The organism is Nocardia exalbida NBRC 100660 (assembly GCF_000308575.1).
GTDB lineage: Bacteria > Actinomycetota > Actinomycetes > Mycobacteriales > Mycobacteriaceae > Nocardia > Nocardia exalbida.
Genome location: NZ_BAFZ01000120.1, coordinates 16,945 through 36,464, shown reverse-complemented (window position 1 = coordinate 36,464; position 19,520 = coordinate 16,945). Strand labels below are relative to the sequence as shown.

The following is a 19,520-nucleotide window of genomic DNA, read 5'->3' as shown; positions in this document are numbered from 1 at the left end:
ACGTCCGGGTCCGGATCGTTCGTTGTCCACGGTTTCCCGAAACGAGCGGCCGCAATCAATCCGGACCTCGGCTGACATCCTCGGAGTTTCATCCTCCGCATCCAGCCAGTCACCTCGGCATTGCGTTTGCTGGCGTTGCACGATCCGCAGGCGGGCACGACGTTGTCGAGGGTGTAGCGGCCGCCGCGCGCGATGGCCTGCACGCAGTCCTTCTAGGTGGCGGGGGAGCGGTCCCGCCGCAGGACGTCTCGAGTGCGTCCCACCGCGCGTCGGTGAGGTCGTGGGCGAGGCGCACAATCCGATACTTGCGCTTGCGCGCGTCGGCCGGAGCAGAACCGGCATCGCGCCAAGGCGACGCTCGCCTACCTCGCCACCGGCAGCGCCGACCGCGCGGCCCGGCTGTGGGATACCACCACCCACCAGCAGATCGGCGGACCGCTCACTCGCCACGCCGACCAGGTCCGCTCGGTGGGTTTCAGCCTCGACGGCAGAAACCTCGCCACCGGTGGCGACGATGCTACGGTTCGGTTGTGGGACATCGGCTTCACGATCGACCCCGCGTCCGCTCAGCGCGTGAGCGATTCAGCCGCCGGGTGCGAGATCGGGGCGCAGCAGGGCTGCGGATTCCACGTAGACGCGGGGTGTTCCGGCCACAGCACCTGTGCCCGTTCGACGGTGCTGGGGAAGGGTTCTGCGTCGAGGTCTACGCGGTGCTCGCCGATTCCAGCGGATGGCCAGGCAACGACTATCGACAGAGGTCCTGGTGGCGGGAGGGTGTCAGATAGTAGGTGTAGCTGCTGAAGTCGGGGCTGCCACCACACCCACCCGCATCAACACCGCGGTGGTGCTGCTGTCATCCGAGGGAGGGTCGTCGATGTTCGTCGCGGTGCGGCCGTCGGCGAACTCGACACAACAATCGCGCGACGATCTCGGCCGTGAGAGCGGGTTGTACGCCAGCCGCATGGAGAGCCTGCGTCAGATGTCCGACGACACGGTCGAAATGATGCCGGGCTATCCCTCGACCGGGGTGGACCTGGTACATGTCCCGGCGCCTGTGCAGGGTCGATTGTGGTCGGTCACAGCATTTACGCATACTACCGACTGGTAATGAGAGGCGTCACATGCCGGCGGCGGTCCAGAAGTCAGCTGGTCTCCGGACAAGTGAAATGCGTTGGCGCACAGCGAAAAAACGCCGTTACGTGACTTCATATTCTTGCCGGGATGGGGTAGGACGAGAGTGCATGATAAATACCGATGGGTCGGTATTTATTATTGCTTGGTCAGTGGATTAATGCCGCATGAACAGCACAGTTTCCGACGGCGGAGAGTTTATTGTGTCGCGCGGTGGCAGTTGAAGTAGATCTACCGCGGACGCGGATCTGTCAAATCGTCTCAGACGGCGTGTTTCTCGCCATGTCTTCCGTGATGCGCGGCTTTGTTTCCGGAAACATAGTCGACAAAATTAGCCGAAAAATTGCCTTCTGGCGAAACCGCTTGTTCGGCAGTGGGTTTCGAATTGCAGCCCGCATAGGGCGCGTGTGCAGATGTGAGAACGCGGGGCGGTGTAGTGGCACGCCGCACGCGGATGGCGGGACAGCGAGATCCGACAGTCCCGTTCGCTGATATCGGAGGATGAGTGAACGCGGACTCGGCAGGTGTAAAAACCTGCGCTGAACTGTGCATATATGGTTCGAAACGGCCGGGTGGGCGTCGATCGGCGCAGATGTTCCGCGCCGGTGCAAAGGTTCGTCGCGCGGTGGAGGAGGCGCTGAATGAATGAATTCGATGCCGTGACCGAGCGAGTTCTCGCGATGTTCTCGCGCGGTCTGCATGCAGTCGAAATAGACCAGGACACACCGTTGCTGGATTATGGCTTGGACTCGGTGCGGTCGGTGGAGTTGGTGATCGAGCTCGAGCGCGAGTTCGGCATCGCGATCTCCGACGAGGAGGCAGCGACGCTGCATACCGCGCGCGCGGTGATCGCATGCGTGACGTCGAAGACGATCCGTACCGGCCCCACCCGGGCCGAGGCGCGGGCGTGACCGCGCGTGCCGGGTGGCGTGAACAGCCGCTGCCCCCCGATTCCGACTCGTTCGGTGACTTCACCGACTACAACCGACCCGGCCTGGCCGGACTGCTGCGAGCCTGTCACCTGGACGTGGTGTACACCGCCGCGGACGGCGACCATCTCTTCCGCGCGGACGGCACCCGGGTGCTGGATCTCGTCGGCGGTTTCGGCGCCGCGCTCTTCGGTCACAATCATCCGGCGCTGGTACGGGCCGCTACCGCGACGCTGAACCAGCAGGTGCCATTCGTTGCGCAGGGCAGTGTCCGGCCCGGCGCCGCGCGGTTGGCCCGGCGGCCGTCCGAGTCGGTCGGTGCGTGCACCGGCCGGGAGTACGTGGTGACATTCGGTTCCACCGGAGCCGATGCGGTCGAAGCGGCGATCCGGCACGCCACGGTCGCGCACGCGCGCGCCCTGTCCGAACTGGACGCCGAGCTACGGCGGACGCTGCGCCGCCTCCGCCGCGACCACCTGCACGATGTGCGCCCGTCCGCGCCCGCCGGGGACGCCGAAGCGCGGACCGCCGCGGCCGTGGTCACCGAATCGCTGGACCGGATCGCGCGGCTGCGTGCCTCGTTCACCTTCGTCACCAGCGGTGACACCATGCACCGCGCCAAGCCGCGGCTCGAGTTCTATCGCGAACTGCTCGACCAGCTGGGCGCGGTCGCTGCTGACTGCGTCATGGTCGGCAACGACCCGGCCCACGATGGCCCCGCCGCGCAGCTGGGCATCCCGGTCTTCCTGGTCGGCGCGCCCGCCACCGACATACCACCGGCCGTGGCCCGGACCGGGCTGGTCACCACGGGAGACCATCGCGCACTACGCCGATGGCTCGGCATCGAGGAGGATCCGTGCTCGTCGTCCTGAACCCGCGCGCGAACGCGGGCACCGCGCTGCGACGCTGGGAGCCGGTGGAATCCGCGCTGCGCGCCGGTCACTCGGATCTGTCGGTCGAACTGCCCGCCGACGCACGGCACGCCACCGATCTCGTGCGCGCGGCCGTCACCCGGCCGGATCCGCCGTCTGTGCTCGTCGCCGCGGGCGGCGACGGCATGGTGAACCTGGTGCTCAACGCGCTCATGGACCCGGCAACCGACCGCCCGCACGCCCCCGGCTCCGCATTGGGTGCGGTGGGACTGGGCAGCTCGAACGACTTCCACAAACCGGTGCCCGACAGCGGGCGTATCGGGGCCGTTCCGGTGCGAATCGACGCCGCGCGCACCGAACTCGTCGACGTGGGCAAGGCCTGCGTACTGCTGGTCGACGGCACCCGCGCGGTGCGCTACTTCCTGCTCAACGCGAGTATGGGACTGGTCGCCGCGGGCAATCATTCGTTCAACCAGGCCACCGGGGTGGTCGGTCGGCTCAAGGCGCGCAGTGTGGAGGCGGCCATCATCGCCACCGCGCTGACCACCATCGCCACCCATCGGCCGTTGCCGGTCGCGGTGCGTGGCCGCGACTGGAGCCATGCGGCCCCGATCACCAACATCGGCGTGCTCAAGAGCGTGCACTTCGCGGGCGGCATGCGTTACGACACGGCGGTCACGCGCGCCGACGGCCGGTTCGACGTGAACATCTGGGCCGAGGCGGGGAGACTCCGGACGCTCGGCTTGGTCGCGGGCCTGTACGCGGGCCGGTTCCGGCGGTCGCGGCTGGCGGTATGCCATCGGGATTCGGTCGTGGAGCTGCGGCCGGATCGTCCGGCGCCGCTGGAACTGGACGGCGAGATCACGATGGTGGAGTCGGCGCGGCTGGAGGTTCTGCCGCGCGTACTGAAGGTGTGTGCCGCGTGACGGTCGTGCTCGTCACCGGAGCCGCCAACGGCATGGGCGCGGCCACCATGCAACATCTCGCGGCGCTGGGGTACACGGTCGAAGGATGCGACCGGGTCGCCGCGTCCGGAATCGCTCGGGTCGACGTGCGCGACGAAGAGGCGGTGAACCGCTGGGTTCGCGACGTGCATGCCAGGCACGGCAGCATCCAGGCAGTCGTCACGTTCGCGGCATACGGCGTCGTCGGCGCGGTCGAGGAGACCACACCCGACGAGGCCGCGGCGCTCTACGACACCAATGTCCTCGGCGCCCACCGCGTACTGCGCGCGGTGCTGCCGTTGTTCCGCGCCCGAGGGGCGGGCCGCGTGATCGTCGTAAGTTCGGGTGCGGGCGCTGTCGCCGAGCCCTACGGTGGCTGGTACTCGGCCACGAAGGCCGCTGTGGAGCGCATCGGCGAAGCCGCGCGCACGGAGGCCGCCGGGACGGGCGTCCATGTGTCGGTACTCATCCCGGGGTGGACCGTCACCCCGATCATCGACACGGCGGAACACGTGTCGCGGCCGATCGCCGCCTACGACCACGACCGTGCCGCCGTGCTGAACCTCGTACGCGGCTACCTCGCCGCGGGCCAGCCCGCCTCCGCCGTGGCCCGCAAGGTCGTGACGATCCTGGCCTCGGACCGGCCACGGCAGAGCTACCTGTGCGGCCGTGACGTCCGCTTGTCCTTCTGGGCCCGAAGGCTGCTTCCGGGCCGCCTATACGAGCGAATGGTGCGGCGATACTACGGTTTTCGACCGCAGCCTGTCCCTCGGTGATTCGCCCGCCTTCTTGTGCGGCCAGGCCGGTTTTCCGCGGGTGAGCCGCCGACCATCCGCACGCCCGTGACCCCCAAGATGTGAGTGACCGGCGGGCCTTCCTGGCCCGAGAGCCATCTGCTCGCATCGCGCAATACCGCGTTGACCCGGTCGAGCTCGGCGATCCGCTCCCGCAGCTGCTTGTTCTCGGCGGCCACGTCGGTCGTCGGCCTGTCATGACGTTCACCGGCATCGGCCTCGGCCTGACGGATCCGGTTCCGCAACGCCTCGTGATGCACCCCCAACCGATCTGATCGGTCGTGTCGGCGAGTTCTAGCAGCCAGTGTGGCCAGCCCGTGGGGCGACCACTGCACCGTCGTGTTCAGTGACCCAGTTTCGGTTCGAGACGGCCGTCCGCCTCCTGCGTCGTGCGGGTGCCCTCGTGGTGTCAGCGGTGGGGATGCTGTTCGATGGGTGTCGTGGACAGTGTCGACTTCGCGCGGGTCGTAGCGGAGTTCGGTTCCGGCTCGGCGCTGCTGGTCGAGCCGGGGTCGTCGGCCGCGGCTCATGTCCCGGCGCGGTGGGCCGGGATCGCAGCGGGTGGGGATGCGAGCGCCCGGTGCGCGGCCGCGGTGGCTTTGTGGAATCTCGACTTGTTCGTCGAGGTGTTGCCACGGTTCGGGGCTGTGTTGGCCGAATGCCTCGACGATGTGCGGGTCTGCCTGCTGCGTGGTGACTGGGTGCTGCTGTATGCGCTGCGAAAGCCGTTTCAGCCACACGAGTTCCGTATCGGATGGGATCCGGAGACGTTCGGCGCCGACCGGCCACCATACTGGGATGCGCTGCCCGATGCGCTACGGGTTTTCCTCACCACGGTGCACGCGGGTTTCACCGATCTCGACGGGATCTCTTTCGGTCCCACCCGACCCCGGGACATGCGGAACTATTCCGTGCTGAACTTGCCCGAGGTCGTGCGCAATTGGGACACGGGCGAGGACATTCCGGGTGGCCGGGCGATGCTCATCGCCAAGGGCTTGGGCGATACGCGTTACTTCGTCTCTCCTGACCTGCCCGGCGGCGCCATCGGCTGGGAGGCAGACGGCCATATGGAGCGGCCCCTTCAGTTCGCGCGCACCTTCGACGAACTGATGAGCTACGGCTTCCAGCTCGAGCGTGACCACCCACCCGAGACCGCCGCGCCCGCGACACCGCCGACACCGGATGAACTGCGGCAAGCGAGCATGTCCCTGCCCCGGGCGGCGCGGGCGATCGTCTGGACCCGCGAACTCACCGAGGACACAGCGCGCGAGCGTATCCGCGACCTCGTCGCCGAGCTGCTCGACGCGCTGGGCGGCCACATGCGCATCCGCCCGCAGGAGGGCCTCGACGGCGAGACGATACTGCCGTTCGACGACGACGCGGGCAACATCTACCAGGTCGACCGGCTCGAGACCCGCTACTTCCTCGACCCACCGGCCCCCGACCGCGCCGACGTCTACCCACCTGTGATCGTCCGGATCTGGGAGCAGCACGGCTGGCGGGTGACGCTGTCGGCCGACACCGACGGAATCATCGCCAACGCACGCACCTCCGACTGGTACGAACTCACCCTGACCCACCGTGACGACACATTGCGCCTGTCTGTCGCATCGCCCGGTTTCCACCGACCACACTGATAGCCGGACGAAGGCGACGACCTGCAACACGAGCCGGCGGAGCGGCTCGGACGCCGCCGAACTTCGCCTCTTCCGTCCGCACCCGTACCGATATCCGTATTACAAACTCCCGAGACTGCTTGCAGTGTCAAGCCGAGGCAACTGGACACGCTGTCGGCGGTCAGGTATGCGGCGTTGTACACCTCGATGTCGCGACCGAGACGGCGGGCGAAAACCGACGACGGTGTGCCGTTGTCAGCGCGGCCCCAGATCACCAGGGATACCAGCCCGGTCGCCGGGTCGGCAGCCGATCGTAGCCAGACGCAGGATGACGATGCCTCGTCGGGGAAGTCCTCGCGCAGGTGGCCGCTGTTCCTCGCGCGAGCGGGTATGAATCTATGACTCCGGTGCTCCCGTGACTATACTGTGTGGCGTAATCGGCTTCCTCTTTTCGACTCGCTGGAACCTTGTCATAGCGCCCAGATCCTTCGAATCGGAAGTTCTACTCGTGGAAGCCCGGAGTAGTGGCTGATGCCCGGAGTGTGCGCACCGGCCGCCTCGAGCGGATTCCGGCAGGTATTTGCGCCCCGGGGTGTGAACGCCACCGTCTCCCGTTCTGTCGACGCCCACAGGCGGATGAAGACTGAGCCGTCCGTGAGTTCAAGCGGTTGACCGACCGGCAGGATGCCGAACCGGTACGCGCCGGCTCGGCGAACACCGAATCATCAGCGCCCAGAGGGCGTGATGTGAGGGCCCGGTCGTGAAACCTCCGCGATACGTCGGAACCAACCTGCCCGCCAGGTAATAGCAACGTTCGACAACTACGCCAACACCGAAAGCGCCGTCGACTACCTCTCCGACCAGCATTTCACGGTCGACAAATCGGCCACCCTCGGACGCGACATCGAGCTGGTCGAGCAGGTCGTCGGTCGATTGAACTACGGCCGGGCCGCTCTGCGAGGCGCTGACGTGCGCCAGCCGATGCTTCACAGGTCTCGTGCTCGCCTGCTACGGGCTGGTGTTCGGCGCTGTTGTCGGCGCCCTGCTCGGCCTGCTCATGTTCGCGCTGCAGGGCGGTCGGCCCGACTTCACCTCAATCCAGCCGTTACAACCACGTCACTACGAAGTTCTCGCCGATGCCGAGGTCGCGGACGAAACCGTGCGCCTGCTCACCGGCCGGATCAATCGAAAGGAATGAGCCATGGCGACCGCTGTAGGTATCGACCTGGGCACCACGAACTCGGTCATCGCAAGCTGGCAAGGCGGCGAGCCGGTGGTGATCTCCAACGCCGAGGGAGCGCGGACGACGCCGTCGGTAGTGGCGTTCACCGAGAGCGGGGAGCGGCTGGTGGGTCAGCTCGCCCGACGGCAGGCGATCTTGAATCCGAAGGGCACAATATACTCGGCGAAACGCTTCATCGGACGTCATTACGACGAGGTCTCCGAGGAGGCCAAAGCGGTCAGTTTCGACGTCGTACCGGGTGACAACGGTGAGGCTCGATTCGACGTGCGGGGCAAGAAGTACGCGCCGGAGGAGATCAGTGCCCTCGTGCTGCGCAAGCTCGTCGACGACGCGAGCAAGTTCCTTGGTGAGAAGGTCAAGGAAGCGGTCATCACCGTTCCCGCGTACTTCAACGACGCGCAGCGCAACGCCACCAAGGACGCCGGCCGGATCGCAGGGCTCGAGGTCTTGCGGATCATCAACGAGCCGACCGCCGCGGCACTGGCGTACGGCATGGACAAGCAGACCCACGAGACCGTACTGGTCTTCGACCTCGGCGGCGGCACCTTCGACGTAAGCCTGCTCGACGTCGGCGAGGGAGTGGTCGAGGTTCGTTCCACGGCCGGCGACTCCCACCTCGGCGGCGACGACTTCGACCGACGTCTGGTGGACTACCTCGCCGACGAATTCCAGCGTGCGGAGAACATCGATCTGCGCAAGGACCCGCAAGCGTTGCAGCGCCTCTTCGAGGCAGCAGAGAAAGCCAAGGTCGAGTTGTCCTCGGTGACACAGGCCCAGGTCAACTTGCCCTTCATCACCGCCGACGCGAACGGTCCCAAGCATCTCACCACCACGATCATGCGCTCGAAGTTCGAGGATCTGACCGCGGATCTGGTGGAACGCTGCCTCGGCCCGGTGAAGCAGGCGATGAGTGACGCGAAGGTCAGCGCCAACGACATCGACGAGGTGATTCTGGTCGGTGGTTCGACACGTATTCCGGCGGTACAGGCGCTGGTTCGCCGGCTCACCGGCGGCAAGGACCCCAACATGAGCGTCAACCCGGACGAGGTCGTGGCGCTCGGTGCCGCAGTCCAGGCGGGCGTGCTCAAGGGCGAGGTCTCCGATGTCCTGCTGCTCGATGTCACCCCGCTGTCCCTGGGCGTCGAGACCCAGGGCGGGGTGATGACCAAGCTCATCGAGCGCAACACGACGATTCCGGTCCGGCGCAGTGAAGTGTTCGCCACCGCGGAAGACAATCAGTCCGCAGTGGATATCGTCGTCCTGCAGGGCGAACGCGAGCGGGCCGCCGACAACCGGGTGCTCGGTCGGTTCCGGCTGGAAGACATCCGCCCCGCGCCCCGTGGCGAGGCCCAAGTCGAAGTCACGTTCGACATCGACGCCAACGGCATCCTCCATGTCACCGCCCGCGACAAGGACACCGGTAAGGAGCAGAGCATCACGATCAGTGAGCAGGGCAATCTCGACAAGAGTGAGGTCGAGCGCATGCTCGCGGAGGCCGAGCGGAACCGGGCCGAGGACGAGGAACTGCGAAAGGCGGTCGACGCGCGCAACGCGCTCGATTCGATTGCCTATCAAGTGGAACGGCGACTCGCCGAACTCGGCGACAGTGCCCCACCGCACGAGAGGGCACGCGCCGAGATGCTGATCGCCGACGCCAGGAAAGCCGTGAAAGACAATGCTCCCCCTTCGGAGACAGAGCCACTCACGTCCGAGCTCCAGCAGCTGCTCTACGCGCTCGCACCGGTCGAGTCCGGCGGCGGCGACGGACACCAGGCAGGCGACGGACACCAGGCTGGCAGCGGAGACGCTGCGTCGTCGGATGACGACGTGATCGACGCCGAATTCGATCGAAGCTGAGGCACACGATGGAAAGATCTGCAGATCATTCGACGACCGAGTCGGCTACCGACGGGGATCAGACCGAGACGGCGCCTGATCGCACCGACACTGGGGCCGAATTGGCTCAACTCGAGGACCGCTGGCGTAGGGCTCTTGCAGATCTGGACAACCTGCGCAAGCGGTTTGCCAAGGATCTGGACCGTGCCCGCGCCGCGGAGGCCACGAAGGTTTCCGCTGCGTGGCTGCCGGTTCTGGACAATTTGGAGCTCGCTCTGGCCCATGCGGGCAGCGATCCCCAAGCCATTGTCGAGGGCGTTAAGGCGACCCGGGACCAGGCGGTGCAGGTGCTGGCCCAGCTCGGCTTCGAGCGCCACGACGAGGTCGGTGTGCCGTTCTCCCCGGAGCTACACGAAGTGGTCAGCGTGGTGTCCCAACCCGACGTTCCGTCCGGGACCGTGGTCGAGGTCTTGCGCCCGGGCTATGGAGAGGACGGTCGGCAGTTGCGTCCCGCCGCGGTGGTCGTCAGCCGACCCGAGGGGTGAGCACCGATGGCGCGTGACTACTACGAAGCGCTCGGTGTCCCGCGCGACGCCGGCGGCGACGAAATCCAGCAGGCGTACCGCAAGCTGGCGCGCAAATATCACCCCGACGTGAACAAGGACCCCACTGCGGAGGACAGGTTCAAGGAGGCCAACGAGGCCTACCAGGTGTTATCCGACCCGGACACCCGGAAACGCTACGACCGATTCGGTGACGACTTCCGGCGCGTGCCCGAGGACTACGACGAACGGGTCCGGGCAAGCGCCGGGCGGTACGGCGGCGGGGGCAGAAGAGTGCACTTCGGTCAGGGTTTCGGTGGCGGGGGCGCGGTCGACTTCGAGGACCTCTTCGGGCAGATGTTCGGCGGCGCCGGCGGGTACGGGCCCATTCCCGGCGCCGATCAGGAAGCGGAACTGGAACTGACTCTGGAACAGGCGTATCGGGGCGGCAAACACACACTCAGACTGGATGGACGCCAGTACGACGTCGACATTCCCGCTGGTGTCCTGGACGGCCAGAGAATCCGGCTGGCCGGGCAAGGCGGGCGGAGCAACGGTGACGCGCCGCCCGGGGATCTGTACCTGGTGGTGCGGATCAAGCCGCATCCCCGGTTCCGGGTGGAGGGCCGGGACATCTATGTGGACCTGCCCGTATCGCCATGGGAGGCGGTGCTCGGGTCGACCGTCGTCGTTCCCACCCCGGGTGGCGAGGCGAAAGTCAAAGTGGCGCCGGGCTCGTCGACGGGAAGGAAGCTGCGGCTGCGCGGAGAAGGAATGCCCAATCCGCGTGGCCCCAACGGCAACCTCTACGCCGAGATCAAGGTGATGGTGCCGCCGAAACCGACAGCACGCGAGCGCGAGCTGTTCGAGCAGTTGGCTACCGAATCGAACTTCGATCCGAGGAAAGAGACATGAGCATCCCGAGCCCGGTCACCCGGTACGTATTGGTTCGCCGTCCCGGATTGTCGCCAGATGCCTTCGCCGAACGGACCGGGCTGCACCCGGACCTGGCACGAAGGCTTGTGGCTCTCGGCCTGCTCGACGCACACCGAGGCGCCGGCGGCGAGATGTCGTTCCAACCATCCGCAGTGGCCCATGCCGCCCGCATCCAACGGCTGCGGACCGGTCTGGGCCTGAACTACTCGGCAATCGGGCTCGTGCTCGATCTGCTGGATCGAATCGAGAAACTCGAAGCAGCTTCCCGCGGAAGGAGGGCACCCTATGGATACCGGCAGCCTGACTGAAAAGTCACGAGAAGCCCTGCAGGAAGCCCAAAATGTAGCGACCAGAATGGGCCACACCGAGGTCGACGGAGAGCACCTGCTGCTCGCGTTGATCGATCAGCAGGAAGGGCTGGTACCTCGGCTGCTCGAGCAGACCGGCGCCAACGTCGATGCCCTGCGATCCGATCTGGAACGTGAACTCTCGCGTAGGCCGAAGGTCAGCGGCCCCGGCGCGACGCCCGGTCAGGTGATGATCACCCAGCGCCTGGCCAAGTTGCTCGACGCCGCGGAACGGGAGGCGAAGCGACTCAAGGATTCCTACGTGTCCGTGGAGCATCTCGTGATGGCCCTCTCCGAGGAGGGGTCGGCCACTGCGGCAGGCCGGGTCCTCGCCCGTCATGGGGTCACGCGAGAATCCTTCCTCGCCGTCCTGACCAAAGTGCGCGGCCATCAGCGCGTCACATCGGCGACCCCGGAGGCGGCCTACGAGGCGCTGGAGAAGTACGGACGCGATCTCGTCTCCGAGGCCCGGACAGGCGCACTCGATCCGGTTATCGGCCGAGATGCCGAGATCCGTAGGGTAACGCAGATCCTGAGCCGGAAGACGAAGAACAATCCGGTGCTGATCGGCGACCCCGGCGTCGGTAAGACCGCGATCGTCGAGGGCCTCGCCCAGCGGATCGTCCGCGGCGACGTGCCGGAGGGCCTGCGCGACAAGACGATCTTCTCGCTCGACATGGGCTCCCTGGTGGCCGGCGCGAAGTACCGCGGCGAGTTCGAGGAGCGACTGCAGGCGGTGCTGTCGGAGGTGAAGGCGGCCGAGGGGCGCATCCTGTTGTTCGTCGACGAGTTACATACCGTGGTGGGCGCGGGATCAGTCGGCGGCGAAGGGTCTCTCGACGCAGGCAACATGCTCAAGCCGATGCTCGCCCGCGGCGAACTACACATGATCGGTGCCACCACTCTCGACGAGTATCGCAAACACATCGAATCCGATGCGGCACTGGAGCGTCGCTTCCAGACCGTTCTCGTCGACGAGCCCAGCATCGAGGATGCGATCTCGATTCTGCGCGGACTTCGGGAACGACTCGAGGTGTTTCACGGCGTGAAGATCAAGGACGGCGCCCTGGTTGCCGCCGTGACCCTCTCGCACCGGTACATCACCGACCGCTTCCTTCCGGACAAGGCGATCGACCTGGTCGATGAGGCATGCGCTCGGCAACGCACCGAAATCGACTCGATGCCCGCCGAACTCGATGAGCTCACCCGAAAGGTGACCCGGCTGGAGATCGAAGAGGCCGCGCTGTCCAAAGAAACGGACCCGGCCAGCAAGGCGCGCCTCGAAGAGTTGCGCAAGGAGCTGGCCGACCTCCGGGCCGAGGCCGACGCCAAGCGCGCTCAGTGGGAGGCCGAGCGGCAGGCGATCCGGCGGGTGCAGGAGCTGCGCGGAGAGCTGGAACGGTTGCGCCACGAGGCCGAGGAGGCCGAGCGCAACTACGACCTCAACCGGGCCGCCGAGTTGCGATACGGCGAGATCACCGAGCTGGAGCGCAGACTCAGGGCGGCGGAGGAGCAACTGGCCGCCAGGCAGGGCCGGAATCCGTTGCTGCGCGAAGTGGTCACCGAAGACGAGATCGCAGAGATCGTGGCCGCATGGACGGGTATCCCGGTCGCCCGGCTGCAGGAAGGCGAGCGGGAGAAGCTGTTGAAGCTCGACGAGATTCTGCACGAGAGGGTCGTCGGCCAGGACGAGGCGGTGCAACTGGTCGCAGACGCGGTGATCCGGGCCAGGTCGGGTATCCGTGACCCGCGCCGGCCGATCGGTTCGTTCATCTTCCTTGGCCCTACGGGCGTGGGAAAGACCGAACTCGCAAAGACACTGGCCACTGCCCTCTTCGACAGCGAAGACAACATGGTGCGCCTGGACATGAGCGAGTACCAGGAGCGGCACACGGTGAGCAGGCTCATCGGTGCGCCCCCCGGGTACGTCGGATACGACGAGGGCGGCCAGCTCACCGAGGCGGTGCGCCGCAAGCCGTACTCCGTGGTGCTCTTCGATGAGATCGAGAAGGCCCACGCCGACGTCTTCAATACCCTGCTGCAGGTGCTCGACGACGGCCGGATCACCGATTCTCAAGGCAGGCAGGTCGATTTCCGGAACACGGTGATCATCATGACCTCCAACATCGGATCCCAGTATCTCCTCGACGGAGTCACAGCCGATGGCGAGATCAAACCGGATGCCCGGACGCGGGTGCTGGCGGAACTGCGCGGGCATTTCCGGCCGGAGTTCCTCAACCGGGTCGACGACATCGTGCTGTTCACCCCGCTCACGCTGCCCCAGATCGAGCACATCGTCGAGCTACAGCTCACCGAACTTCGGAACAGGTTGGCGGAGCGGCAGATACACCTGGATATCACCCCGGAAGCGCGCCGGCTCATCGCCGAACACGGTTTCGACCCGGTCTACGGTGCGCGGCCGCTGCGACGGTACATCGCCCACGAGGTCGAGACCAAGATAGGTCGTGCGCTGTTGCGCGGCGAGATCGAACCGGGTGGCACCATCCGTGTCACCGTGGACGGCGGCGAGCTCGTCGTCGCGCATGCGGAACCCGCCGTCGCGGCGGCCTGAGAAGAGGTGTCGTCATGGGATCCGAAAAGGTGAAGTGCCCGAACTGCGGCAAGGTCAACAAGGTAGCGGCGGCCGGCGAAGGAAAACCGCGCTGCGGGAACTGCCACGAACCGCTGCCCTGGATCGCCTCGGCGGGCGACGACGACTTCGCGGAGGTCGCCGAGAAATCCTCGGTGCCTGTGCTCGTCGACCTCTGGGCGACGTGGTGCGGTCCGTGCCGCATGGTCAGTCCGGCGCTCGAGCAGCTCGCCAGGGAACGCGCAGGTCAGATCAAGCTGGTGAAGATCGACGTGGATGCTGCGCCCAAAACGGCCGAACGGTTCACCGTCCGCGCCGTACCGACTCTGCTGGTGATGGATCGGGGCGAGGTCCTGGCTCGTCAGGCGGGCGCAGCTCCGGTACCACAACTGCGCACATGGCTCGATCAGGCGCTCTCGGAAAACGCAGGCAAGGAGACGAAGCCATGACTTCCATCCCTGTAGACCCACACGTGACCGCGATCCGGCCCGTCGCACCCCGGACTCCGCAGGGCTGCGAGGAATGTCTTCGCCTCGGCACCCCGTGGGTACATCTGAGGCTCTGCCTGACGTGCGGACACGTCGGTTGCTGCGACTCCTCGCCGGGCAAGCACGCGAGCGCGCATGCTCACGTCATCGGCCATCCGATCGTCCAGTCGATGGAGCCAGGTGAAGATTGGCGCTGGTGTTATGTCGACCAGAACTTCGTCTGAGGACGCCGCTCCCGTACGCGACATTCCGCCGCTCGGTGAGACTCCGGACGAGCTCGGAGCATACCCGCGGCTGACGGAAGACCAGGTCGCGACGCTCGAGGTCGGTGGCACGCGTCGATCGGTTCGCGCCGGTGAGGTGCTGGTCCGAGAGGGTGAACCCAGCAACGACTTCTTCGTCATCCTCTCGGGCAAGGTCGCGATCATCGACGAGGGCGACGGAGACGGCAAACGCCGGATACTGCGCGTGCACGGTCCCGGCCGATTCCTGGGCGAGCTCGGACTGCTGGAAGGCCAGGTGGCGTTCTTCACGGCCGAGGTGATCGAGGACGGCGAGTTACTCGTCGTGCCGGCCGACCGGGTGCGCGAGCTGGTTTCCCACGATCCCGTGCTCAGCGATCTGATCCTGCGCGCCTACCTGGTGCGGCGGCACCTGCTGATCGGGCTCGGTTCGGGGTTCCGGATCATCGGCTCCTGCTATTCACCGGATACGTTGCGGCTTCGGCAGTTCGCCATGCGAAACCGATTGCCCCACAGATGGATCGATCTGGAGCAAGACGAACGGGCGGAGCAGCTGCTGCGCAGCCTGAACGTCGCCCCCGAGGACACTCCCGTCGTGATCTGGCACGGCGAGAAGGTGCTGCGCAATCCGACGAATGCGGAACTCGCCCGCATCGTCGGGCTTCCGGTCCCGGACTCGGTCCGGGACGCAGCCCGGGACGTGTGCGACCTCGTGGTGGTGGGTGCGGGACCGGCCGGTCTGGCCGCGTCCGTGTACGGCGCCTCGGACGGGTTGAACACGGTGACACTGGAGTCGGTCGCCGCAGGCGGCCAGGCCAGTACCTCCTCCCGGATCGAGAACTACCTCGGCTTCCCGGCAGGGATCTCCGGCGCCGAATTGGCGGAGCGGGCCGTGATCCAGGCCGGGAAGTTCGGCGCCCGCCTCCTGGTGTCGGCGGAGGTGGCCGGTCTCGGGTTCGAGGACGGCCACCATGTGCTCCGGCTGGCGGACGGCGGCACGGTTCGCGGCCGGGCCGTCGTGCTCGCCACCGGGGCGCGATATCGCAAGTTGGCGGTTCCAGGGATCGAGGTACTGGAAGGGACGAGCGTGTACTACGCCGCAACCCATCAGGAAGCGCGGATGTGCGGCACCGACCCTGTGGCCATCGTCGGCGGCGGCAACTCCGCCGGACAGGCCACCGTTTTTCTCGCGGACCGTGTCGCCCACGTTCACCTGCTCATCCGCAGTGGTGACCTCGGAAAGAGCATGTCCCGATACCTCGTGGACCAGATCGAGCGCCATCCGCGCGTGACCGTCCACCGGCATACCGAGATTCGCGAGGTCCATGGTGAGAAGTACCTCGACGAGATTGTGGTCGAGAACAATCACACGGGGGAACAGGACACTCTCCGGGTACACGCCCTGTTCGTCTTCATCGGGGCGGTGCCGCACACCGGGTGGCTGGCCGACTCGATCGCACTCGACGACCACGGCTTCGTCCTCACGGGCGTGGACGCGGCCAACGCCCGTGAGGACGGCAACCGGCGGATCGGCGACCGGCCGTTGAGGACGCTCGAAACAAGCTCGCCCGGCCTGTTCGCTGCGGGCGACGTCCGCAACGGCTCCGTGAAACGGGTCGCATCTGCTGTCGGTGAGGGAGCGATGGCGGTTCGCCAAATCCATGAATACTTCGACAGGAGCTGACGACATGCCAGTGATGGGTACCGTGAAATTCCAGCAATTCTTCCGGTCAGCGGCCGGTCTGCAAGTCGACCGGAACGACCTCAAGCGCTATACGGATTTCATCGACGACAAGATCTACGATCTGGTCCTCATCGGCAAGGCCTCGGCGAAGGCAAACCTGAGGGACGTGATCGAACCGTGGGACCTGCCGATCACCAAGGGACTGCAGGAGAGCATCCACCGGTTCGAGAAACTCGACGAGGAGATCGAACTACAGTCTGTGCTCGATCAACTGACGGCCCGGCCGCCGTTGGACATAGCCCTCTCCGAGGCGACCGAGCAGCGACTGCCGCTGATTGCCGGGGGCTTGAGCGTGGCGCTGGCGCACACATTCGTCACGATCGAACCGGACCGTAAGAACCCCGGGACCGCCGAATGGAGCATCGCCTTCGACATCTTCCATCTCCTGCTCTGACCGCCGCCCGGGGTGCGTGCTCGTGCGTGTTTCGGATCCAGGCCAGGGTCGGTTCGCGCCGCGGGAACGGTGATCACGCCGCGAACTATCTCGGAGGGCACTGCCACAGCCCCACCCCCAAGGGCGCGGAGTACTGCAACACCGTCGCCGTGCTGCCCGAGTCGCTGACCACGCCGCTGCGCGAGGACCTGACCACCGTTGCGATGACGGCTGTCCCGTCGAGCGTTCTCTTGCTCGCCTGGCCCGCACACAGCACGTCACAGTCGGTCGCGGCCCTCACCCGCGCAGCCGCGACCGCTGCGGCTGCGCGAAGCACATCGGAAGCGTGCAGGCACGCAACGGCAGCCATTGACACAATCGACCGACCCGAGATCCTCGGTCGGCCTTCCTCTTCGGGTGCTTCGGGGTCACGCAACGGCCGATGAACTCCGCCGAGGTCGGGCGGGTGGAAGCGGTTGGTCGGATGAGCGAAAGCAATTCTCCTCGTGAAACGCAGCGACGGGGAACGAGGTAATGCTCCGTCGGTGGGCCGTGGAGTGGTCGTTCGGCCGCCTGGTCGAACGTTCCCTGTCGCCGGGCGGCTCGCCACAGTCCTCACGCACGAGGTGTCTGAACCGTCTGCGCGATCCACGTGTCCCAATAATCTTCGTACCATTCCCGGAGGTTCTGGCCGTACGACATCTTGCTATGACTGCCCGACTCGAAGCGGTAGTGAGCTGCTACTCGCCGCTCCGCCTCGTCGCGGGAGAACTCTCCATTACGATATCTTTCATAGATTCTGAGATATTTTCCGGCGACGCTGTGGTTTATATCCGGTCCACCGTTCTGGAGTATTTGATGCCGTACGGTGAGCTGCGCCATCACGGCATGCCCTTCGTTCAGCAGCGATCGGTCCACATGATCGGCAACCCATTCCGCCCTGGCTCGGCCCATCGGCGGCGATGGAGCGTCGTTGTGGAGATTGCTCGGGTGGGCATGGTCGATCTCATGCGCAAGCGCATCGGCGGAGGCCAGGGCGTCGCCCCGCATATCGCCGTCCAGAACGACGGCCTTCTCGTCGTAGTCGGCGTATGTTCCGTGTCCCCTTTTCCCATAGCGTATGGACCAGCCACCCTGCTGTGCGTCCTGGACTTTGCGGATGAGGTCCTCGGACATTTCGGCGATTTCATCGACTTCCCGGCCGAGCCCGGACTCGACGGTTATCGGATACCCGAGCCTCTGCAGGCGTTTCAGGTACTCCGGAACCTCCGTGACCGCCTGGCGGATATCGTTCCGTCCGGCGATGTCGGCATCAACCAAGTCGGCGACGGAAGTATCGATGGCTCCGCGAAAATCGCGGTAATTGCGATGCATGCGTTCCGCGGTTCTCGAGAAGTCGCGGCGCAGACCAGCTGCGAGTTCCTCGAAAAGCTGGCGGAGAAGCTTCACGTGAGGCCGCCGGCGCCGGGGTGCCGAGATCGTCCGAGGTTCTCGTGTACCGACATGTCCCGAAGCAGCTGTGAGCGGGCATCGAACCTGATGTGCAGGGCTCTCGCCCCCCGCTCCGAGATGAACGATACCGTTCCTTCGGGCGGAATTCTCGGGTCGGTCCGTACTCTCTCGATCGGCAATTCGAACCTTGCGGCCACATCTGCTCGGGTGATTCGGATATCCCTCGCGATGCGCATGATCACCAGGGCATTCACCTCGCTTGCCAGCCCGAGGGGGCTACGAAACACGATCGAGGCCAACGGTCCGCAGTCCGGGTATGCCATGAATTCGCGGACATGAGGATTGCCGGAACGTACCTCTTTGAACTCCGTAGCGCATGCCGCGGATACCCGCTCCGGCGTGAACCGGTTCGGCACTGCCAGTACGCAATCGGCAATCAGGCGCAGCTCGCGAACATGGGGCGATGTCATGCTGGGTAGTCCTTGGGTTACATCCTCATTACGTCGACGTTCGAGCGACCCTTCACGGCGAACTGGATGCCGAACTGCCCCACCACGGACGGCGGTGGGAGCTGTCACGAAGCATGGCAAACCTGGGGCACTGCACATATTCCCAGTGATGGGGGCACAGAGTGGCGGGTCCTAGATGGTAGCGATGAAGTTACCGACAGCTGAACAAAGCGACCTTCCGGGTGACTGATCGGCGAGAGCGGGCGACTGGGGTCGCGGCCTCCTGCCTCCGCCGACACGTGAGTCGCGTCGAGTTCGGTGGTGGCGGTGGCGACGAACGCTGGACACGGGGTCATGCCGGATCGGGACTCGGTCGGCGGTGCGGCCGAAGCCGATCAGGTGACCGTTCGACCCGGCTCGTACACGCCGCGGCATGGCCATGGGCGATGACGACCACACCCCCGGCGTGCAGCCGCGGCGCTGCAGTGGCAACGAACCGCCGTACGGTCCGACGAAGACGGGAACGATCGCCGACCTGCCTGCGGGCAGGAGCAAGCGCACGTGCACCGAGCCGATCACTGCCGCGCGGTCACCGGAAGGTCGTCCTCGGTCGCCGAATTCCAGTGTCGCCGTCGTTCGCCCTCGGGCGAACATTCGCACACGAGATGCCGGACTTTTGTTCACAACGCTGAACAGTATTTCGACGTCCGGTAAGTGTGCCGGCGAAGCGGTAAGCGCTGCGCGCAACCTGGCACTTCTCCGGACGTGGTCGCAAAAGCGTCTTCGTCGCACCGAAAACGATTCGTGCCTCGGCCGTACATTTTGTTCACCGGTAGTTTCCGCCGACGGGCGTACACGGCTTGCCGTGCTGTCGCGCCGCGATTCGATGGGAAGTGGTTTCAGGGGGGCATGAAGCCTTTCGTCGGAAAGGGTGGTCTGCGTCGATTGTCAGCAACGTCGTTGTTACACCACTTGGCCTGTGCGGTTCGGGG

General features: G+C 65.9%; 18 protein-coding genes and 3 pseudogenes. 17 read left to right on the top strand and 4 right to left on the bottom strand.

Features of this window, described 5'->3' with window-relative positions; genetic code table 11:
* Positions 1 to 83: 83 nt before the first annotated feature.
* Positions 84 to 298, bottom strand: a pseudogene (locus tag ON29_RS37860) (HNH endonuclease); the annotation flags it as partial.
* A gap of 101 nt (positions 299 to 399) precedes the next feature.
* On the opposite strand from ON29_RS37860, the gene ON29_RS37855 reads away from it, so the two are divergent.
* Positions 400 to 801, top strand: a complete 402-nt coding sequence (locus tag ON29_RS37855) for a WD40 repeat domain-containing protein (protein WP_083864119.1) — start codon at positions 400 to 402, stop codon at positions 799 to 801.
* Between the two features lie 52 nt (positions 802 to 853).
* Here ON29_RS37855 and ON29_RS37540 read toward each other — a convergent pair whose 3' ends face one another.
* On the bottom strand, positions 854 to 1,042 hold the full coding sequence (locus ON29_RS37540; RefSeq protein WP_373283933.1) for a globin domain-containing protein: 189 nt from the start codon (positions 1,040 to 1,042) through the stop codon (positions 854 to 856).
* A gap of 730 nt (positions 1,043 to 1,772) precedes the next feature.
* On the opposite strand from ON29_RS37540, the gene ON29_RS28180 reads away from it, so the two are divergent.
* From ON29_RS28180 to ON29_RS28110, 16 genes and pseudogenes are all read left to right on the top strand, one after another.
* Positions 1,773 to 2,042 (top strand): acyl carrier protein, encoded by a 270-nt coding sequence (locus ON29_RS28180; protein WP_040870976.1) that lies wholly within the window; start codon positions 1,773 to 1,775, stop codon positions 2,040 to 2,042.
* Positions 2,039 to 2,932, top strand: a complete 894-nt coding sequence (locus ON29_RS28175) for an aminotransferase class III-fold pyridoxal phosphate-dependent enzyme (protein ID WP_040870974.1) — start codon at positions 2,039 to 2,041, stop codon at positions 2,930 to 2,932. Before ON29_RS28180 ends, ON29_RS28175 begins: the two co-directional genes overlap by 4 nt.
* Positions 2,917 to 3,858, top strand: a complete 942-nt coding sequence (locus tag ON29_RS28170; protein WP_040870972.1) for a diacylglycerol/lipid kinase family protein — start codon at positions 2,917 to 2,919, stop codon at positions 3,856 to 3,858. Before ON29_RS28175 ends, ON29_RS28170 begins: the two co-directional genes overlap by 16 nt.
* Complete coding sequence (locus tag ON29_RS34055) at positions 3,855 to 4,652, top strand: SDR family NAD(P)-dependent oxidoreductase (protein WP_157172923.1); 798 nt, start codon at positions 3,855 to 3,857, stop codon at positions 4,650 to 4,652. The genes ON29_RS28170 and ON29_RS34055 overlap by 4 nt, the downstream gene beginning before the upstream one ends.
* An 80-nt stretch (positions 4,653 to 4,732) precedes the next feature.
* On the top strand, positions 4,733 to 4,945 hold the full coding sequence (locus tag ON29_RS28160) for a hypothetical protein (protein ID WP_040870971.1): 213 nt from the start codon (positions 4,733 to 4,735) through the stop codon (positions 4,943 to 4,945).
* 156 nt (positions 4,946 to 5,101) lie between these two features.
* Entirely contained in the window at positions 5,102 to 6,307 is a 1,206-nt protein-coding gene (locus ON29_RS28155) for a hypothetical protein (RefSeq protein ID WP_157172922.1), read from the top strand.
* 753 nt (positions 6,308 to 7,060) lie between these two features.
* A pseudogene (locus ON29_RS28150) lies at positions 7,061 to 7,484 on the top strand (general stress protein).
* 3 nt (positions 7,485 to 7,487) lie between these two features.
* Complete coding sequence (gene dnaK / locus ON29_RS28145) at positions 7,488 to 9,386, top strand: molecular chaperone DnaK (protein WP_040870967.1); 1,899 nt, start codon at positions 7,488 to 7,490, stop codon at positions 9,384 to 9,386.
* An 8-nt stretch (positions 9,387 to 9,394) separates the two neighbouring features.
* On the top strand, positions 9,395 to 9,910 hold the full coding sequence (locus tag ON29_RS28140; protein ID WP_040870965.1) for a nucleotide exchange factor GrpE: 516 nt from the start codon (positions 9,395 to 9,397) through the stop codon (positions 9,908 to 9,910).
* A 6-nt stretch (positions 9,911 to 9,916) separates the two neighbouring features.
* A complete protein-coding gene (locus ON29_RS28135; RefSeq protein WP_040870964.1) occupies positions 9,917 to 10,822 on the top strand; it encodes a DnaJ C-terminal domain-containing protein in 906 nt (301 codons plus the stop codon).
* Positions 10,819 to 11,147 (top strand): annotated as a pseudogene (locus ON29_RS28130) (chaperone modulator CbpM). The gene ON29_RS28135 and the pseudogene ON29_RS28130 overlap by 4 nt, the downstream one beginning before the upstream one ends.
* On the top strand, positions 11,129 to 13,762 hold the full coding sequence (gene clpB / locus ON29_RS28125; RefSeq protein WP_040870961.1) for an ATP-dependent chaperone ClpB: 2,634 nt from the start codon (positions 11,129 to 11,131) through the stop codon (positions 13,760 to 13,762). Before ON29_RS28130 ends, clpB begins: the two are co-directional and overlap by 19 nt.
* Before the next feature lie 14 nt (positions 13,763 to 13,776).
* Positions 13,777 to 14,229: a thioredoxin gene (gene trxA, locus ON29_RS28120; RefSeq protein WP_040870960.1), complete on the top strand. Its 453-nt coding sequence runs from the start codon at positions 13,777 to 13,779 to the stop codon at positions 14,227 to 14,229.
* Complete coding sequence (locus ON29_RS35100; RefSeq protein ID WP_083864115.1) at positions 14,226 to 14,492, top strand: UBP-type zinc finger domain-containing protein; 267 nt, start codon at positions 14,226 to 14,228, stop codon at positions 14,490 to 14,492. Before trxA ends, ON29_RS35100 begins: the two co-directional genes overlap by 4 nt.
* Positions 14,470 to 16,194 (top strand): FAD-dependent oxidoreductase, encoded by a 1,725-nt coding sequence (locus tag ON29_RS28115; protein ID WP_040870958.1) that lies wholly within the window; start codon positions 14,470 to 14,472, stop codon positions 16,192 to 16,194. The genes ON29_RS35100 and ON29_RS28115 overlap by 23 nt, the downstream gene beginning before the upstream one ends.
* Positions 16,195 to 16,207: 13 nt before the next feature.
* Positions 16,208 to 16,648, top strand: coding sequence for a DUF1931 family protein (locus tag ON29_RS28110; protein WP_174371871.1), 441 nt, complete (start codon positions 16,208 to 16,210; stop codon positions 16,646 to 16,648).
* Positions 16,649 to 17,242: 594 nt separating this feature from the next.
* On the opposite strand, the gene ON29_RS28100 is transcribed toward ON29_RS28110, so the two are convergent.
* Positions 17,243 to 18,076, bottom strand: a complete 834-nt coding sequence (locus ON29_RS28100; RefSeq protein ID WP_040870954.1) for a hypothetical protein — start codon at positions 18,074 to 18,076, stop codon at positions 17,243 to 17,245.
* Positions 18,073 to 18,549, bottom strand: a complete 477-nt coding sequence (locus ON29_RS28095) for a hypothetical protein (RefSeq protein WP_157172921.1) — start codon at positions 18,547 to 18,549, stop codon at positions 18,073 to 18,075. The genes ON29_RS28100 and ON29_RS28095 overlap by 4 nt, the downstream gene beginning before the upstream one ends.
* Positions 18,550 to 19,520: the final 971 nt, after the last annotated feature.

What these genes read in the sequence shown, in the direction of transcription:
- dnaK (WP_040870967.1), top strand. Translation starts at nt 7,488, where the DNA reads ATGGCGACCGCTGTAGGTATCGACCTGGGCACCACGAACTCGGTCATC.
- ON29_RS28110 (WP_174371871.1), top strand. Translation starts at nt 16,208, where the DNA reads ATGGGTACCGTGAAATTCCAGCAATTCTTCCGGTCAGCGGCCGGTCTG.
- ON29_RS28095 (WP_157172921.1), bottom strand. Translation starts at nt 18,549, where the DNA reads ATGACATCGCCCCATGTTCGCGAGCTGCGCCTGATTGCCGATTGCGTA.
- ON29_RS35100 (WP_083864115.1), top strand. Translation starts at nt 14,226, where the DNA reads ATGACTTCCATCCCTGTAGACCCACACGTGACCGCGATCCGGCCCGTC.
- ON29_RS37540 (WP_373283933.1), bottom strand. Translation starts at nt 1,042, where the DNA reads ATGTACCAGGTCCACCCCGGTCGAGGGATAGCCCGGCATCATTTCGAC.
- trxA (WP_040870960.1), top strand. Translation starts at nt 13,777, where the DNA reads ATGGGATCCGAAAAGGTGAAGTGCCCGAACTGCGGCAAGGTCAACAAG.
- ON29_RS28155 (WP_157172922.1), top strand. Translation starts at nt 5,102, where the DNA reads ATGGGTGTCGTGGACAGTGTCGACTTCGCGCGGGTCGTAGCGGAGTTC.
- clpB (WP_040870961.1), top strand. Translation starts at nt 11,129, where the DNA reads ATGGATACCGGCAGCCTGACTGAAAAGTCACGAGAAGCCCTGCAGGAA.
- ON29_RS28135 (WP_040870964.1), top strand. Translation starts at nt 9,917, where the DNA reads ATGGCGCGTGACTACTACGAAGCGCTCGGTGTCCCGCGCGACGCCGGC.
- ON29_RS28115 (WP_040870958.1), top strand. Translation starts at nt 14,470, where the DNA reads ATGTCGACCAGAACTTCGTCTGAGGACGCCGCTCCCGTACGCGACATT.
- ON29_RS28180 (WP_040870976.1), top strand. Translation starts at nt 1,773, where the DNA reads ATGAATGAATTCGATGCCGTGACCGAGCGAGTTCTCGCGATGTTCTCG.
- ON29_RS28140 (WP_040870965.1), top strand. Translation starts at nt 9,395, where the DNA reads ATGGAAAGATCTGCAGATCATTCGACGACCGAGTCGGCTACCGACGGG.